The sequence below is a fragment of the Catalinimonas locisalis genome, assembly GCF_038039535.1.
Lineage (GTDB): Bacteria > Bacteroidota > Bacteroidia > Cytophagales > Cyclobacteriaceae > Catalinimonas.
This window is the reverse complement of the sequence record NZ_JBBPHP010000003.1, coordinates 13,511-29,663: the sequence shown is the minus strand read 5'-3', so window position 1 is coordinate 29,663 and position 16,153 is coordinate 13,511. Positions and strand designations below refer to the sequence as shown.

Below are 16,153 nucleotides of genomic sequence, written 5' to 3'. Positions count from 1 at the left end.
ACTTACTAAGTATTTTAGCTAATTGCTAATTAAAACCAACTGCCTTGAATACGGCTAGTCAAAATATCCGGTACCTCAGAAGAAAGTACCAGTTTACGCAAGAACAAATGGCCCAAAAGCTGGGTATCAAGCGATCCTTGCTGGGAGCGTATGAGGAAGCCAGAGCTAACCCCCGGCTGGAAGTGCTGGTAAAAGCAGCCGAACTATTCAACGTTTCGGTTGATCAGTTGGTTTCTAAACCATTAAGTAGACCACTCAAAGAATCTTTGAAAACTCGCCAGTCCCCGACTGGACAGTCCGGGACTCGCCAGTCCGGGACTCGCCAGTCCGGGACTCGCCAGTCTGGAACTTATCCTGACAGGATGCGGCATCTTCATGAGGAAGAGGTAGAGGATGAGTTTTATGATGAATATTTACCTGGAGAGGAGCAGTCCGATGACCAAGTTAATAATCTAATAGATGAGGGGGATGAACGCTCTAAGCAAAGCCCGCAAAAAAGACCTTATCTGCCGCCCAGGAGAATTGATTTTCCATCAACAGACAATAAAAAATCTTTGCAGAGAGTAAGACTGGTGATGGAGAGTGAGTTCAAACATTATTTCTACAATGCGGTGGAGAGGGACTACCTGGAAAGCTTACCGGAATTGACACTTCCTTTACCTTCTTCGTCCGATCACTACCGGGCTTTTGAAGTAGCAGATGATGCTATGCAGCCTGTGAACCGTGGCGCGATAGTGGTAGGTAGTAGAATTGAAAGTATTCAAAAGCTTAAAGATGGAAAGCCGCATGTACTGATCACCCGCACAGAAGGTGTTCTTTTCCGCCGGGTTTTTAACCATATTTCACGATCAGGAAATTTATTACTGGAAGCCAATAATCAGATTTATGAGCGTATTAGCTTGCCGGTATTGGGCAAAGAAGTAGAAGCCTGGGAAGTGGTACTGTACATTTCTGCCGAAGATCCTTATCAGTTTTCTCCTACTCAAAGTAGTGAAGCGATGGATCTGCCCCGGCTAACCTCTATTGTATTGGAGCTACAGCAGGAAGTGATGAAGCTGAAAGAAAAATAATAAGCCGCTAAAAAAACTTCTGAACATCTTCTCCAGTTCACCCAACGCATCTTTCTTCTTGCTGGGATTGCTTACTGCATTGCCAAGCTTGTACCAAAGTCCATCTCCCTGGTCAATATACTTGCCGGGCTTGTTGGGAAGCTTATTCTTGGCCTTTTCAGGATCATAGTCGGGTAGGTAGACGGTCTGTAGCAGCGACATAAGCTGATCCCATTTAAGGCTTTTTTCCTCTTTCTTCCCATCTTTTTCTCTTGTCACAGTAAGCGAACGATGGCTGAAGCGAGGCTGAATACGAATAAGTTGTTTATCATTTCCACTTTGCTCAACATAACTTATTTCCAGAGGTAGCTCTTTCTTACTGATCTCATAGACCGCTTGTATGATTTCCTGACTGAAATATTCCCAGCTTTCCAGATTATCAGGGATGCCATTTTCTGTCTCATTATTTTCATAATCCAGCTTAAGCTCAAGTACCTGCTGACTCTCGGCTTTTGGGGCATCAAAGAGGTGATTAGTATTGGCTACAACATCCAGTATGGCAGGTTTCCAGGCTTTGGGAAGCGTACCTTTCCACTCAAAGTCATCATAAAGAGTAAAGCCTTCTTCTACAATTTCTTCCTCGGTAAGCTGCTCACGTTCAGTGTATCTGATCCGAAAAGAAGTCTGAAGCTGATCAGAAAAATCAATGACCAACTGATATTCATGTGCGTAGGGTGGGGGAGCCAGCAGTGTCTGGAAGTTGATCTCTATTTGCTTAATACGGGATTTGATAAGTGACATGGAATCTTATTGGGTCTTTTGACGGTAAATATAGTGTCTTTTCTTAAGCTAGACACTACACTTATATTACCCTTATGTTTCTCTAAAGTTTCACTAACGATATAAAGTCCCAAGCCAATTGCACAATTAAGTTGTAATTACGGCAGGCAATTGCAGAAGAAGTATGCAATAAGTAAGGTAATATTTTGCACAGGCTATTCCAGTGAAGGCAGGTAAACTGTAAACTTAGTCATTTCTCCGGGCTCAGAATGTAGGTGAATTTCGCCCTGGAGTTTCTCTACCGTTTCTTTCACAATGTATAAGCCTAGGCCACTTCCGCTTTTATTCTGATTGGCCCGGTAAAACATTTCATAAATACGAGACTGATGCACAGCATCTATACCTACACCATTATCTGTGATCTCAATCTGCGCACCTTCCTGATTGATTTCCACCCTTACTTGCACAAAAGGTTGAGGCTGTTGAAGGTTGGCATAACGCAAAGCATTAGAAATCAGGTTTCTGAGGATAACCCTTATCCTGCGTTTATCAGAGTAGAAATCCGGCGCATGATCAATTTTACTTATCTTTTTAATGCTACTGCTCTCCTGATCATATTGCTGTTCTTCAAAAACTTCATCTACTAGCCTCTGAAAATCAATAAGCTCTTTCTGTAGGGCTAGACGAGCATTTTTAGAAAGGTCCATGATCTCTCTGATAAAGCTATCCAGCTTCAGTATGCTTTTTTCCTGTAGATCCAGGTAATGCATCAGGTTATCGCGCTCATACTCTTCCCGGGCAATGTTGATGAGACCTAACACAGAAGCGAGTGGAGCTCTGAGGTCATGAGAAACACTGTAGACAAACTGATCCAGTTCGCTATTCACTTTTTTGAGTGCAAGGTTCTGTTGCAGTAATTTATCTTCGGCCTCTTTCTGGGCAGTAATGTCCTGTGAAATACCGAAAATCACTTTAGGTGAATTGGCCTTGTAATGCGAATACAGCATAAACTGAAGTAACTTACCATTTTGGTGATAGAGCCGATAAGGAAATTGGTCTTGAAAATTAGGATCTCCTTCATTTTGCTCCGCCCATGCCAGTCTTTCCTGTAAGAATGAAACATCCTCCGGATAGAGAAAGCGATCTACAAACGCTTCCAGCGTAAGTATAAGATCTTTATCAGCAGGAAGCCCTAATATATTCAAACCCTCTTTCCCAATTTTAACTTTACGGGTTTGCAGGTCAAACTCCCAGCTACCTGCACGGGCAATCTTAAGTGCCTTGATGAGGTTACCTTCATATTCCTTTGCTTTTTCTTCCGCTTTTCTGAGATTGGTAATATCCAGTCCAAATACTGAAACTTCTTTTATCTCCTTTCCTTCCTGTATAGGGTTGAGAGTAACCTGGAAATATGTTTTTTCCTGCTTTATCGTTTCCATGATTATTTCACTGAATCCTTCTCCACGAAAAGCCTTCTCAAAGCGAGTTTGCCAAAATTCTCTGATATGTTCAGGAAACTTGGAAAGCAAAAGGTCTCCACTTTTTAAATTTTGCCCGTAGGCTTCCTGAAAGCGCCGTTGAAATGCCGTATTAATTACCTGTACCTGCCAGTTACGGTTTACTGACATGATCATTTCAGAAGTATTTTCAATCACCGAGGCAAGCTGTGAAGTACGGGTAGCTACTTCTTTTTCCAGGGTTAGGTTTGTCTTTTTTTGCTGATTGAAAATCTCTTTAAGGTCGTATTGTAACAGGGCTAAAGCTCCAAATACATTATAAAAAGCATCATTATGATCAGCACGAAAATCTTTGCTGTCAAAGTCTTTGTTCCAGGTGATTTTTCCCACCATCTCAAGCAACTTCTGAGCCCTGTTTCTATGAAGATGATGGAGTTTTTCGTGCTTTTCTGCCAGGTGCTGATATTCATGTAATAGCTCTTCATGACTTGCCTGGCGTGGGTCAAATTTGGATAAACGGCTTGCTTCTGCTATAGACTGTTTAGTATTATCATTCTCCAGTATTATCGTAAGTGCCTGAGGCAGTGATTTGGCAAGGGTCACATTATTGGAGAAGTTTGGTTGAATGGTAGTATAAATACGGAAGATGGTAGTTCCCAGGCCCGATAATACATAATAGCTATGCTTCCAGTGCGGAGCAAGTGCATTGGTAATATTTTCATAAACTTTGCGCGCTGAGAGAGAAAAAGAGGTAATGTGAGAAAGGTCAAGGATATGATACAACTGCTGAGACTGATCGGCAGATGCCATCACTTTTTTCATACGTTCATAGACTGCCTTACTGTGCTTTTTCCTGACGTTACCTTTTACCCAAAACAATATAATTTTTTTGTTGATCAGGAATCCCAGAAAAGCATACTGATCCGCGACAAAGTGCCATTCTTTTTTGCTTACAATCTCCAAATCTTGGTCGGCACCACTTTGAAGTGCTAATCGAATTGCTTTTACATCTGAGGTTATTGATTCCAGATCATAACCATCACTTATGATAAAAGCAGTGTTTGTATGTGTTTTATGCTCGGGTTCCATAGGTGCAGACTATGAGTTTATGATGCTCAAAGGCTGAAAGACCAGTAACTTTGAGGAATTTAGGTGTTTTTTAATCTATTGCAAATGAAGCGTAGGATAATATAAGTCAATGCGATAGCCAGGGGTAAATATTCTACTATAATTGGGCTAATGTGCGTTTACGTCGTATTTTGCCACTCTCGCTTAGGATAAACTTTGGTAGCAGTAAAATCTCTTTGGGTATCTCGTAAGGGTGTAGGTGTTCTTTCATCCAAAGTTTAAGCTTATGCTCCTGTTCAGTATTCAAATTATCTTTTCTTTCAAGAATAAGGCAAAGCTTTTCTCCCAGCTTTTCGTCAGGTAATCCGGCCAGAAAAAAGCGTTTAGCGATGCCATAAGTTTCTATAGCAGGCTGTATGCTATTTTCCAGCTTGTCAGCGTAAAGTTTTACCCCACCGCTATTCACTACATTGTCAAATCTGCCTAACCAGCGAAAGTGTTTTTCATCCAATAGCGATACGATATCATTGGTTTGTAACCACTGATCATTGCTCACCTTCCCTTTAATGGTAAGGCACGCTCGCTCATCTTGCTTTACTTCTACACCTGACAGTAGCTCGTAAACATCTGATGCTGCTGAACCATTGAGCCTGCGCAAGGCGATATGAGAAACGGTTTCTGTCATGCCGTAGGTACTGTAAACTGGAGCGCTCAGGTGTTCATGAATTAATTGTTCCAGCACAGGACCTACCGGAGCTCCGCCCACCAGTATGGCTTTCATGGCATTAAGTTGGGTAATGAATTCCTGATCCTCAGCCTCCAGCATGCTTTTGAGCTGGAGAGGCACCAGGGCCGTAAAATCTATAGGTTCCTCTACGGATGCTAAGGGCTTTGAGGATGGAGGAATAACGGTGAGTGGCATCCCCAGTTCAAGTGCTCTGACCAGCATCATTTTTCCACCGATGTAATTAGTATTGATACAGACGAGTGCCTGGTCTCCTTTTTTTAAGTCTAAGGCTTTGGCAGTAGCCTGGGCACTGGCCTGCATCTGCTTACGGCTGATCTGAATGTTTTTTGGCGTACCCGTAGAGCCCGATGTATTGATTTCAAAAGTGGGCTGCCCACTAAGCCAGGCATGACAAAACGAGAGAGTTTGCTGGGTATAAGAAGAAAGACAATCGTAAGCTGTAAGCTCCTCAATCGTATTTAAGCTTGCGATTTCTTTGCTTAAATAGAGGTGCCCTTCAATTCTGATCGGAATATCAGCTATCATAAGACCAGCCAGTATAGAAAAGCAATGAATACCAACAGAGTAATGATGAAATAGGTCTGGATTTTTCCCTGTTGGGCGGGACGGGCCAGCCAGCCAACAAAAGAGGAGAGCTTAGCCATCAAAGCTACTATTCCATCAATTACAAAATGGTCAAACCAGGCTACCAGGTGGGCAAGTACGACCTGAAATACTCCCAGAAAATCTACCAAACCATTAATCACCTTTTGGTCAAATTGATGAATAAAAGCGGATGTGCGAATTACTGGAGTGATCACCAGGAACCGGTAAAGGTAATCCAGGTACCAATTTTGAAAAGATATACTCCTCAATCCGGAATTTTGCTTATCAAATGCTGCGTAATTTCTGGCAAACTTTCCTTTGGGACGGTAAAACAGATAGGCAATTACTATCCCACTGCCTACCAGGCAAAGCGCGAGGATAGTAGTAAAGAAATGCCAGTTATCTTTGAGTATGATAATCTCTTCCAGGTATCTGAAATCACCGGGTACTGCCAAAACAGGCGTAATCAGCTGTGTAGTGATCCAACTTGTGCTTCCTTCAAAGGGATTAAGTGAATACACAAAACCTATAGACAGCACTGACAGTATCATCAGGGGTATGATCATCAGTGTAGGTGATTCTTTAAGTTGATTCTGTACTGCCTGTAGCCTTGCGTATTTTTTAGTAGCACGAAACTCTCCCCAGAAGACCAATAGCAGTTGTCGGCCCATGTACAAGGCAGTGAGGAAGGTGGTCAGAAAAGCGAGCGCCGGTACTAGATAATAAAAGCTCAGCTGAGGCGGAGCAATAGTGTCAGTCCAGGCAAGCGTGCTGGCCAGAATTGCGTCTTTGGATAAGAAACCAGAAAACAAAGGGACACCTGCCAGGGATAGCGAAGCGATAAGATAAGCGGCAAAAGTGTAGGGAATTTTTTTCCGAAGGCCACCCATCATGCGCATATCCTGAGCATCAAAGTGTACGCCCTCAGCCTGATGCTCTAATTGATGCAGGGCATGGATAACCGAACCCGCTGCCAGGAATAAGCAGGCCTTGAAAGCAGCATGGGTAACCAGATGGAAGAGCGCGGCATCGTATGCTCCTACGCCTATCCCCATGATCATATAACCCAGTTGTGAAACCGTAGAAAAAGCCAATACTCTCTTGATATCGTGCTGAGTAAGTGCGGCGATCGCTCCCATAAAAGCAGTGATCGCTCCGGTAAAAGCAATAATGGTAAGTGCATCACCATCCAGTAGTACAAAGACTCTAGCAAGAAGATACACCCCGGCGGCGACCATAGTGGCTGCATGGATCAGCGCTGAAGCTGGAGTAGGCCCCTGCATAGCATCGGGCAGCCAGGTTTGCAACGGAAACTGAGCCGATTTACCAACCGAGCCGCAGAATAAACCGATCCCGGCCAGCGTAAGCCAATGAGCGGGCGCTGAGTTTTCAAAAATCAGCTCACCGATTCTGAAATAACTTAGCCAGTAACCCTCCTTGGTCAATACAGATTGCTGCATGAGGCGTTCTAAAACCTGCAAATCCAGAGTGCCGAACTGTGACCAGAGAATCATAATGCCTACCAGAAAACCGGCATCACCAATACGGTTCATGATAAAGGCTTTGCTCCCCGCCTGTAGGGCGGCCGGGCGCTCGTTCCAAAAGCTGATCAGCGCATATGATGAGACTCCTACCAACTCCCAGAAGACGAATATGAGCAACAGGTTATCCATCAGTACTACCCCCAGCATGGCGAAGGTAAAAAGCCCGAGGTAGGCAAAATAGCGGGTATAGTGTTTGTCACCCCGCATGTATTCAATAGAGTAGAGGTTTACGAGGGCAGAGACTATTGTGACCACCAGCATCATCAGGGAAGCTACTTTGTCTATTAGTAGCCCGATCGTAAAAGAGTAGCGAAAGCCATCACTGGTGAGCTGAAACCACACCGTACGGGCATGTATTGTTTCTCCGTTCCATACAGAGGTAAATACCAGCGCTGAAGCTACGGCGGCTGCCAGGTGAATACCGGTACTCAACCAAGCCCAGGTTTCTCTTCCTCTTCCAAATGTGATCAGCAGCAAAAAGCTGAGAAAAGGAAGCATCATGACCAGCAGGGAAAGTAAACTGCCGGTGTTTAGTGCCAGTGTTTTTGAGAGTGATGCGTAATCCAAGTCGCTACAGGTTTGGCACAAAAGTAAAGGCTTAGCTGATAAATAAAAAGCCCGCCTGACACCAAGCGAGCTTTTTTACACCAGTAAGTTAGACTGATATGAAGAAGATTTTTATGATATTTCGTTAAAAGCTTCTGCGAAGTATTCCATGTCCTGCATGGTACCGATACTTACTCTGCACCATTCCTGGTTACTGAAGCTCCAGCTTCTTACACCTACACCTCTTTTCATCATCTCTCCGGCGAACCGCTGACTGTCTAAGCGGACAGGGAATAGTACAAAGTTTGTATCAGAAGGAATGTACTCGTATCCTGCATCCTCCAGCGTTTTGTAGAGAAATTTCTTAGACTTTTCATTCATCTCTTTGGCATACGTCTTATAGTCTGCGTCTTTGTAAGACTCAATAGCCGCTGCCATAGAAGTAGATGAAATATTACCGTCACCATTACTATACTTAGACATTTCTTCAATTACTTCAGGTTGAGCCAGCGTATAGCCAATCCTCAAGCCAGCGAATGCATGTAACTTAGAGAAGGTCCTGGTGACAATCACATTATACCCTTCAGCAACCAGGTCGGCCATAGAGTACTTTGCTGGATCGGGAGTGTAGTCAATGTATGCCTCATCAATGAAGATAGGCTTCTTCTTGGAAACTTCTTTGCAGAATGATCTTAGCTCATCCGGATCTACCGAAGTACCAGTAGGGTTGTTAGGGTTACAGATATACACCATGCTGTGCTTATCCGATACCGCATCGGCAAGTGCATTCAGGTCATGCTTATAATCTTTGGTTAAAGGAACGGTATCCCACTCTGCACCCACATTTTGAGCAGTACGGATGAGTGACATATAGGTAGGATCAGCAGAAAGTATGCGTCCACCATTTTGTCCATATACAACAGAAGCGGCCAGCAGTAGCTCGGTAGAACCAGCACCCAGCATCACCTGGGTAGGGCGGGGGCCACCCCAGCCTCTTTCTTCCATCTTGGGCAGTTTGAAGTCGTCAGCTAATAGCTTGGCAAACTCCGATTTCTTTTCAAAGCCATAGCGAAAGCTGGTATCAATCTCCGAGATCAGGGCTTCGCGTGCTTTTTTGCAGGGACCAAAAGGATTTTCATTGGCCAGCAGGCGGGCTTTCATCTCAGGACGAGCCAGCACCATACTTCCTACCTGTTCTTTAGGAAGGGCATAGAGCTGAGCAGCAATTTCATTAGCAGCCTGAGCTGAGTTCCACTTCATGGAAGAACCAAAAGTAAGACCTCCGGCAAGCATAGCACCAGATTTTAACCAATTTCTTCTATTCATCTGTGTAGACATGTTTGATAGATTTTGACTTTAAAGGTTATGTGAGCGATAGAGCGTGCTTCGCTCGTAATTTATTATGTGAATTTATAAAAAATAAAATTTAATCGTTTGAAAAAGTTTACTTATTCAGAATAAAATTCTTATTTATTAATTATTTATAATTTATTATTCTGATAATACACTTTACTCTTTAGATTCATATTGCGCCTGTCCTTCAGTGACTCTGGTATGAATACTGGACACGGTACGACGGGCTGATTCAAAAGCGCCAGCCATCCAGGCAGTATGGTAAGAAGTATGCTCACCAGCGAGGTAAATATTGCCGTCAGGCTTGATGAGGTCAGGGTAAAAACGCTGACGGGTAGCGTCATTGTACTCTGCCCAGCCCCCCATACTGTAAGGAATTTTGTGCCAGGCCAGTGAGAAAGAGTTTTCAAACTCATCTTTGTACTGAGGGTGAAGCTTGCTGCCCTCCTCCAGAGCCAATTGCTCTCTTTCCTTTAGAGAAAGATTACCGGTATATTCCGCTTTCTCACTAAAGTTATAGAAACCTTTCAGTACTCCTTTTTTGCCCAGGTAATCATAGTTAGGGTACATGATCTGAGTGATGGTGGTATTGGTACGAGATAAACCTCCGAAAATATTTTCATCTTCTTCCCAGAAGCGGCGTTTAAACTGAAGACCGATTTTACAGGCCTTCTTGTAATCTACAAAGTCACAGGCCCGCTGTACATTGGAAGAAAGATCATTTTTCACATTGGCCAGGACAGGAAGAGGCAGCGTACAAATGCAGTAATCTCCTTTGATCTCCTGCATTTTACCATTAGAAGTATAAACAATCCTCACTCCTTCATCTTCTTTGCGAATTTCATTGACTACCGACTCATACTTGATATTATCTTTTACTTGCTCTGCCAGGGCGTAAGGTAAGCGATCCATACCTCCTACCGGCTCAAAGAGTGTCATTTGCAGATCATGCGTGTAAACAGGCAGGTTTGACATGGCCGGGTCAATAAAGCCAGAGTTGATCAGGTCCATCAGTTCGTAAGCATCCGCAGGAACACCAGGCTGGTTACCTGCTCCGGGAGGCGTTTTATAGCCTCTTCTGGAATCGCCAGTATACAGCATATCGGGATTAAGACCACCTTCCACTCTCAGAAACTCAATCAGTTTTTCCTTGTCTTCATTGGTCATGGGTAAGTCAAGCGCTTCCTGATCAATCGCTTTGTTAAGAAGCTCGCAGATATAGCCCTGCATATCATATTTCACTTCTCTGATGCGGATAGGCTTATTTGAAAGCGGACCTTTACCCTCACTGTATAGAAAAGCATTCTCATTAACATTGTTGAAAATCTGGAGAGGAATACCCATCTCACGGCAGTAATGCATAGTGATCTCATGGTGGTGAGGGATACGGGCGGCTCCTGCATTGAGATATTGGCCTTTGTCAAAGTTACAGCTTTGCGATACTCCGCCTTCTTCTGTTTCCTGCGTTCCACCTCTTACTGTCCACACCCGGCCACCGGGACGATTACGAGCTTCTAATATAGTACAATCATAACCCAGCTTATTCATTTCATAAGCGGAGGTCATACCGGCCAGACCAGCACCTAAGATGATGACTTTGGTACCATTGGCCTTACCTTGTAGCTTAAAAGGATGATTGGGGGCCTTTTGGATCATGCCCATGGCCACCATTGCAGGATAGCTGGACCCGGCTAAAACAGACACACGATTCAGGAACGCACGCCGTGAAATAGTTGATTTGCTCATAGTATTATTTTAGGGCTGTAGCTAGAGGTAATAAGAACTTCTAGAAATTTTTATGTAATTGAATTCTTATAATATAAAGTACTGGTAATCAGTAAATGATTGGTAAAAGTAATTGATGTTATATAAAATATCAAAATATAATTTTGAAATATATAAATGATAAAATCTATTTTTTTGTGTTTTACTATTTTAACAAAATCGTTATGAAATCCCCTTTTTTTATGTATTTGTCAATTCATTTGACCCTAATTACATCTGATTTAAATCAGCATTTATCAACCTTAGAGAATTAGCATGTGTGGAATCCACCTGATTTTTGACAAAAAGCATCAGTTAGCGACAGAATCTCCTTCATCACTTACCCAAATGTTAAAAGCATCTGCTTATCGCGGACCAGATGCACAGGGTACGAAAAGCCTGCCGATGCAAGGGGGAAATTTGCATCTGGGAAGTAATCGCCTCAAAATCATTGACCCCAGGGATAGCGCTAACCAGCCTATGGCTTCAGCTGATGGCAGGTACTGGCTTTGCTTTAACGGTACGATTTACAATTACTACGAACTTAGAAATGAATTACTCAGCCAGGGTGTGCAGTTCTCTACTCAATCCGATACCGAGGTTTTACTATATCTGCTGATTTCTAAAGGAAAAGCAGCTTTGAATAGGCTTAATGGTATGTTCGCGCTATTTTTTTACGACAGCCAGGAGCAAAAGCTACTACTCGCCCGTGACCGCTTTGGCATGAAGCCTCTCTTTTATACCCATAATCAGGATTATTTCATCTGCTCATCCGAAGCTAAATGTATTGCTACCAGTGGGCTGCTGGAAAAAAAGCTTTATGCACCGGCATTGCAGGACTATATGCGTTTTCGTTATGTCAATCCTCCTTATACTTTTTTTGAAAATGTGTACCAGCTCCCCCCGGGAAGTTATATGGAAATCAGCAGTGAAGATGAGCCTGAGATCTGTTCTTATGCTCACCAGATTACTCAGAGTGATGAAATTTCAGAAGCTGAGGTATTGAGAAACACGGAAGAACTACTTCAGGATGCAGTGCTCAACCATCTGGTGGGTGATGTACCCTCCGGTCTGCTACTCAGCGGAGGAGTAGATTCTACATTGTTATTGAGTATGATTAAAGAGCTGGGTGCGCATCCGGTGCCTAGCTTTTCTATCATCAACAGTGAGAAAGAAGCGGTTTTTGGTACCCGAGATTATCATTACGCCCGCAAGGCGGCAGAATTATACGGAAGCCGCCATTATGAGCTGAGTTTGGAAAGCCGGATGCTGACGCAGCATCATGAAGAGTTTCTGGTACATATAGACCAACCCGTGGGAGATAGTGCTGCTTTTATGACCTACTTACTTTCTACGGAAGTAAAAAAAGTAGCAGGCGTAGCTTTAAGCGGTGCCGGAGCCGACGAACTCTTTGCCGGCTATAATCGCCATCAGGCCTTCCATCAGTATCTGGGGCATTATGATACACTCATAAAATTTAGGGGCTTGCTGAAAAATGGAATTAAGTGGCTGCCCACCGGCTTTGCACATCCGCTTCGTAAACAATTTCGCCTGCTAAAAAAGCTGGGTAAGAGCCTGAATAAAGACCCTGCGCAGACCTTCATCAATTTCACCAGTCAGAGTTCCACTTTTCACGACATTCAGCAGCTATCTTCCCTGAAGAAGTCTGGGGCCAGAGACCATCCTGCTTTTAAAGAAAATTGGCTTAGCGCAGCACTTGAGCACGAACTCCAGTACTATCTTCCGGGCGATGTGCTTGCCCTCTCTGACAATATGAGCATGGCCCAAAGCCTGGAAATGCGAATGCCTTATCTGGATTTACCTTTAGCGAATTACGTACGTTCGTTACCCGCAGGTTTTCGGATGAAGCACAGAAAGAAGTGGATACTTAAAAATTTGTTGGAAAGAAGAGGCGGTAAGGAATTTTGTACAAGGCCCAAAGAGGGTTTTGGTCTTCCTTTCGGGCAATGGCTTCATGAAGCAGAAATGGAGTATGTACGGGAGTCAATCAGATGTAAGAACCAGTTGATTTATGAACATGTACCTTATGAACAGGTTCAGCAGATGCTTCGGGCGCATTTACAGAAGAAAACAGACTTTAGTCAGGAGTTATGGGCAGTATGGATGCTGGCTTCCTGGTTGAAAATTCACTTTCCATGAAAACCCAGATGGAAGATTTACGTAATCGGTTTAAACTTTTAAAAGAAAAATTCCGAATTGGCAAAATAATTAAGATATAGAGTCTCGACTTTATGTAATATTCACTGTAATTTGCAAATACGTCTTTTTAATTTTTAGCAGGTAAATACCCTGCTGATTGCTGATATGCACATACTTTATATTCACCAGTATTTTAGAACTCCTGAGGAAGGAGGAGCTATTCGTTCTTATTACCTGGCCAAAGGAATGGTTGATGCGGGTCATCATGTGGATTTGGTGACGGCTTATGACGGCAACCGTTACAAGAAGGAGTTTATTGATGGTATTCATGTGCATTACCTGCCAGTCGCTTATGATCAGAACTTTACTTTTTTTCAGCGGATCAAGGCTTTTTTAAAGTTTGTCATGCTTGCCTGCATCAAAACATCAGCTTTTGAAAAAATAGATGTTAGTTATGTGTCTTCTACGCCCCTTACTACCGGGCTTATTGCGCTTTACCTTAAGTGGAGGTACAAAATCCCCTATTATTTTGAAGTCAGAGATCTTTGGCCAGAGGCCCCTATTCAAATGAAGGCAATACGTAAAAGTTGGCTCAAGCATCAGTTGTATAGCCTGGAGAAGAAAATTTACCGTAATGCCAAGACGATTATTGCGTTATCTCCCGACAGCCAGCATTACATTTCAAAGCTGGTGCCCCATAAGGAGATAGTATTAATATCAAATATGGCGGATTGCAAATTTTTCAGAAAGGCAGAGAAGAATTCCTACCACGAGGCCCAGTTTGATGTGATGGATAAGTTTGTAGTCTCTTACTTTGGAGCAGTAGGAGAAGTTAATCAGTTAGAATACCTGCTTGATGCGGCTGAAGCCTGTAAAAAGCAAATGTTACTGGATGTCGTATTTCTAATTGCGGGAGTAGGCAGTCGCCTGAAGGCTATCCGCCAAGAGGTTTTGACACGAAAGCTGGATAATGTTCGCTTTGTGCCTTACCACAATAAATACGGTCTTTTATCGCTGCTCAATATCACTGATGCAGCCTATATCAGTTTTGCTGATTTGCCGGTATTGAAATGCTGTAGTCCTAATAAACTTTTTGATGCTTTGGCTGCCGGTAAGCTCTGCATTACCAATATCTCGGGCTGGATGAAGAGTCTTCTGGAAGAAAACCAATGTGGTTTTTATACTAATCCTCACTACCCTGATGAATTTGTCAAAAAAATTGCTCCCTTCGTCAACGACCGTAGCCTGTTGGATGATTATCAGAGCAATGCAAGAAACCTGGCTGAACAGGAATTCAATCGCCAACTGCTTGTCAACAAACTACTGGCACAGATAGAAGAAGAGCAAACCGAAGAAGTAGCTAAGGCTTATACCTTGCCTGTGTAAATACTTCCTGAGCATTTGCATTGCTCATGACCTCCTGTACAGAAGCCTCTGTTTTGTCTACATAAGTCCGAACGATCTGCCAACCCAGCCAGCGTCCTATGCGGCCGGGGATTTTAGCATTGATCTCTGCTACGTTTGGTCTTTCCCCCACATAGCGAGGCTTGATGACATGGCTGGTTTCATAAAGTAGCTCGCGATTGATAAAATGTGACCATATCAACTGATCATTTTCTTCAGCAACCTCTAAATCCTGATTGGTATAGCCGGTAAGTACAGTGTCAGGCAGGCAGGGCATCATCTTTTTGGTAAAATAGTAGCTCTTACCGTAGTACACCATTTCTGCCAGCAAAGTATTATCCTCCATATTGGTTTCATTCCACTTATTAGAAAGCAGCATGACACAATTAGGGACAATGTACTCCGGGCGGTAGCGGTTAATGATGTAATCATAAACACGGGGGCGAAACCGGGCGCCTTCTCCCAGGAAGTGCTCTATGCTAATGACAATCAACTCGTCGCTTACAAATAAATCAGCACCTACGGTACCCAATGCTGTAAAAGCAGCGTAGATTTTAGGAGGAGTGAAGTCAGGATAATAATACTTGATATGCCGAAAGGCGTCTTCAAACTGGCTTTCCAGAGCCTCAAGGTCAGGAAAGCTCTCCTGCGTTTGCTGATAAAGCGTATCAATGTAGGGGTCATGGATAATCATATCCAGCTGATTGACCAGAATAGAATCGTTGGGAAATTGGCTAGCATTCAGAAAGCGTTCGGACATAAGCGGATACCTATCCAAAAAGGCAGAAATCTCCTCTTTATTGCCCAAATCAAACATCTCCTGATCCAGTCTTTGGATATTGACTTCCATTGGAATACCGGAAACATCCGGGCCTTCATCGCAGGAATCGCCACTACATGAAAACAATAGTGTACAAAAAAGATATATAATATTATATATGTACTTCATCAACCTTAATTTTGACCATGGCAAATCACCTTGATAACGATAAAAGCAAAACTATCATTTTTATGAACAGAAAAAACTCAATATTTTTAGCGCTCTTACTCACATTTTTGGCTGCTCCAGCATGGTCTCAGGTGGAGCTGGGCTTGCAGTTTTCTCCTTCTTTATCTTTTAATCGCATAGATGGCGATGACGCTAGTGTATCACTTACTCCTAATGGAGCGGGGTTCAGGGGAATTTTTGGGGTGCTAGGTGATATTTATTTTCAGGAGAATTATTATTTCAGTACCGGCCTTTTCTTTGTTCCTAAAAGAGTAGGGATTGAAGATGCCACGAATAATATTGACGAAGCTTATCGTCTGCATTATTTACAAATTCCGGCTACGCTCAAGCTTTTTACCAATGAAGTTGCACTGGACATGCGCATTTATTTTCAGGTAGGGCTAACGGCTGATATAAAAATTCTGGAAGATGAACTCTCCGATGAAGTGAGGTATATAGAGGACTTTCGGGCTTTTGACTCCAATGTATTGCTCGGCTCTGGTTTGGAGTATCGGATTGGGTATAGCACAACAGTTTATGGAGGTCTGAGCTATCGCCGTGGCTTGATAAATGTAGTAAAGAACCAGTTTGAACCTAATGTGGGCGACATTATCATCAAAAATGATATGCTAAGCCTGGATTTGGGTGTGAAGTTCTGAAGAAAAGCGTTCTTTATCGCATAAAAGTACGTTTTTTATTATCTTAGG

The 16,153-nt window shown here is 43.1% G+C and carries 11 protein-coding genes; 4 read left to right on the top strand and 7 right to left on the bottom strand.

What is annotated here, in order from left to right:
* Positions 1-44: 44 nt before the first annotated feature.
* Positions 45-1,070 carry an XRE family transcriptional regulator gene (locus WJR50_RS06110; RefSeq protein WP_341292355.1) on the top strand — a complete coding sequence of 342 codons (1,026 nt, stop codon included), beginning with the start codon at positions 45-47 and terminating at the stop codon, positions 1,068-1,070.
* Here the strand turns inward: WJR50_RS06110 and WJR50_RS06105 are convergent.
* The 6 genes from WJR50_RS06105 to WJR50_RS06080 all read right to left on the bottom strand — a co-directional run bounded on the left by WJR50_RS06105 (position 1,035) and on the right by WJR50_RS06080 (position 10,876).
* Positions 1,035-1,850, bottom strand: coding sequence for a hypothetical protein (locus WJR50_RS06105; RefSeq protein ID WP_341292354.1), 816 nt, complete (start codon positions 1,848-1,850; stop codon positions 1,035-1,037). The two genes, WJR50_RS06110 and WJR50_RS06105, sit on opposite strands and share 36 nt — an antisense overlap.
* Positions 1,851-2,044: 194 nt before the next feature.
* Complete coding sequence (locus tag WJR50_RS06100) at positions 2,045-4,375, bottom strand: PAS domain-containing sensor histidine kinase (protein ID WP_341292353.1); 2,331 nt, start codon at positions 4,373-4,375, stop codon at positions 2,045-2,047.
* Between the two features lie 136 nt (positions 4,376-4,511).
* Positions 4,512-5,627 (bottom strand): AMP-binding protein, encoded by a 1,116-nt coding sequence (locus WJR50_RS06095; protein WP_341292352.1) that lies wholly within the window; start codon positions 5,625-5,627, stop codon positions 4,512-4,514.
* Positions 5,624-7,798 (bottom strand): NADH-quinone oxidoreductase subunit L, encoded by a 2,175-nt coding sequence (gene nuoL / locus WJR50_RS06090; RefSeq protein WP_341292351.1) that lies wholly within the window; start codon positions 7,796-7,798, stop codon positions 5,624-5,626. Before nuoL ends, WJR50_RS06095 begins: the two co-directional genes overlap by 4 nt.
* 111 nt (positions 7,799-7,909) lie before the next feature.
* Positions 7,910-9,103 (bottom strand): pyridoxal phosphate-dependent aminotransferase, encoded by a 1,194-nt coding sequence (locus tag WJR50_RS06085; protein WP_341292350.1) that lies wholly within the window; start codon positions 9,101-9,103, stop codon positions 7,910-7,912.
* 183 nt (positions 9,104-9,286) lie between these two features.
* Positions 9,287-10,876 (bottom strand): flavin monoamine oxidase family protein, encoded by a 1,590-nt coding sequence (locus tag WJR50_RS06080; protein WP_341292349.1) that lies wholly within the window; start codon positions 10,874-10,876, stop codon positions 9,287-9,289.
* A 294-nt stretch (positions 10,877-11,170) separates the two neighbouring features.
* Between WJR50_RS06080 and asnB the strand changes: the two genes are divergently transcribed.
* Both asnB and WJR50_RS06070 read left to right on the top strand, forming a co-directional pair.
* Entirely contained in the window at positions 11,171-13,054 is a 1,884-nt protein-coding gene (gene asnB, locus WJR50_RS06075; protein WP_341292348.1) for an asparagine synthase (glutamine-hydrolyzing), read from the top strand.
* Between the two features lie 165 nt (positions 13,055-13,219).
* Positions 13,220-14,440, top strand: coding sequence for a glycosyltransferase family 4 protein (locus WJR50_RS06070; protein ID WP_341292347.1), 1,221 nt, complete (start codon positions 13,220-13,222; stop codon positions 14,438-14,440).
* Here the strand turns inward: WJR50_RS06070 and gldB are convergent.
* Positions 14,415-15,407, bottom strand: a complete 993-nt coding sequence (gldB, locus tag WJR50_RS06065) for a gliding motility lipoprotein GldB (RefSeq protein WP_341292346.1) — start codon at positions 15,405-15,407, stop codon at positions 14,415-14,417. The two genes, WJR50_RS06070 and gldB, sit on opposite strands and share 26 nt — an antisense overlap.
* 62 nt (positions 15,408-15,469) lie before the next feature.
* Between gldB and WJR50_RS06060 the strand changes: the two genes are divergently transcribed.
* Positions 15,470-16,105: an outer membrane beta-barrel protein gene (locus WJR50_RS06060; protein WP_341292345.1), complete on the top strand. Its 636-nt coding sequence runs from the start codon at positions 15,470-15,472 to the stop codon at positions 16,103-16,105.
* Positions 16,106-16,153: the final 48 nt, after the last annotated feature.

Excerpts from the sequence above, each read along its gene's own strand:
- WJR50_RS06095 (WP_341292352.1), bottom strand. The coding sequence starts at position 5,627 with ATGATAGCTGATATTCCGATCAGAATTGAAGGGCACCTCTATTTAAGC.
- WJR50_RS06085 (WP_341292350.1), bottom strand. The coding sequence starts at position 9,103 with ATGAATAGAAGAAATTGGTTAAAATCTGGTGCTATGCTTGCCGGAGGT.
- WJR50_RS06080 (WP_341292349.1), bottom strand. The coding sequence starts at position 10,876 with ATGAGCAAATCAACTATTTCACGGCGTGCGTTCCTGAATCGTGTGTCT.
- gldB (WP_341292346.1), bottom strand. The coding sequence starts at position 15,407 with ATGAAGTACATATATAATATTATATATCTTTTTTGTACACTATTGTTT.
- WJR50_RS06070 (WP_341292347.1), top strand. The coding sequence starts at position 13,220 with ATGCACATACTTTATATTCACCAGTATTTTAGAACTCCTGAGGAAGGA.
- asnB (WP_341292348.1), top strand. The coding sequence starts at position 11,171 with ATGTGTGGAATCCACCTGATTTTTGACAAAAAGCATCAGTTAGCGACA.
- WJR50_RS06060 (WP_341292345.1), top strand. The coding sequence starts at position 15,470 with ATGAACAGAAAAAACTCAATATTTTTAGCGCTCTTACTCACATTTTTG.
- WJR50_RS06100 (WP_341292353.1), bottom strand. The coding sequence starts at position 4,375 with ATGGAACCCGAGCATAAAACACATACAAACACTGCTTTTATCATAAGT.
- WJR50_RS06105 (WP_341292354.1), bottom strand. The coding sequence starts at position 1,850 with ATGTCACTTATCAAATCCCGTATTAAGCAAATAGAGATCAACTTCCAG.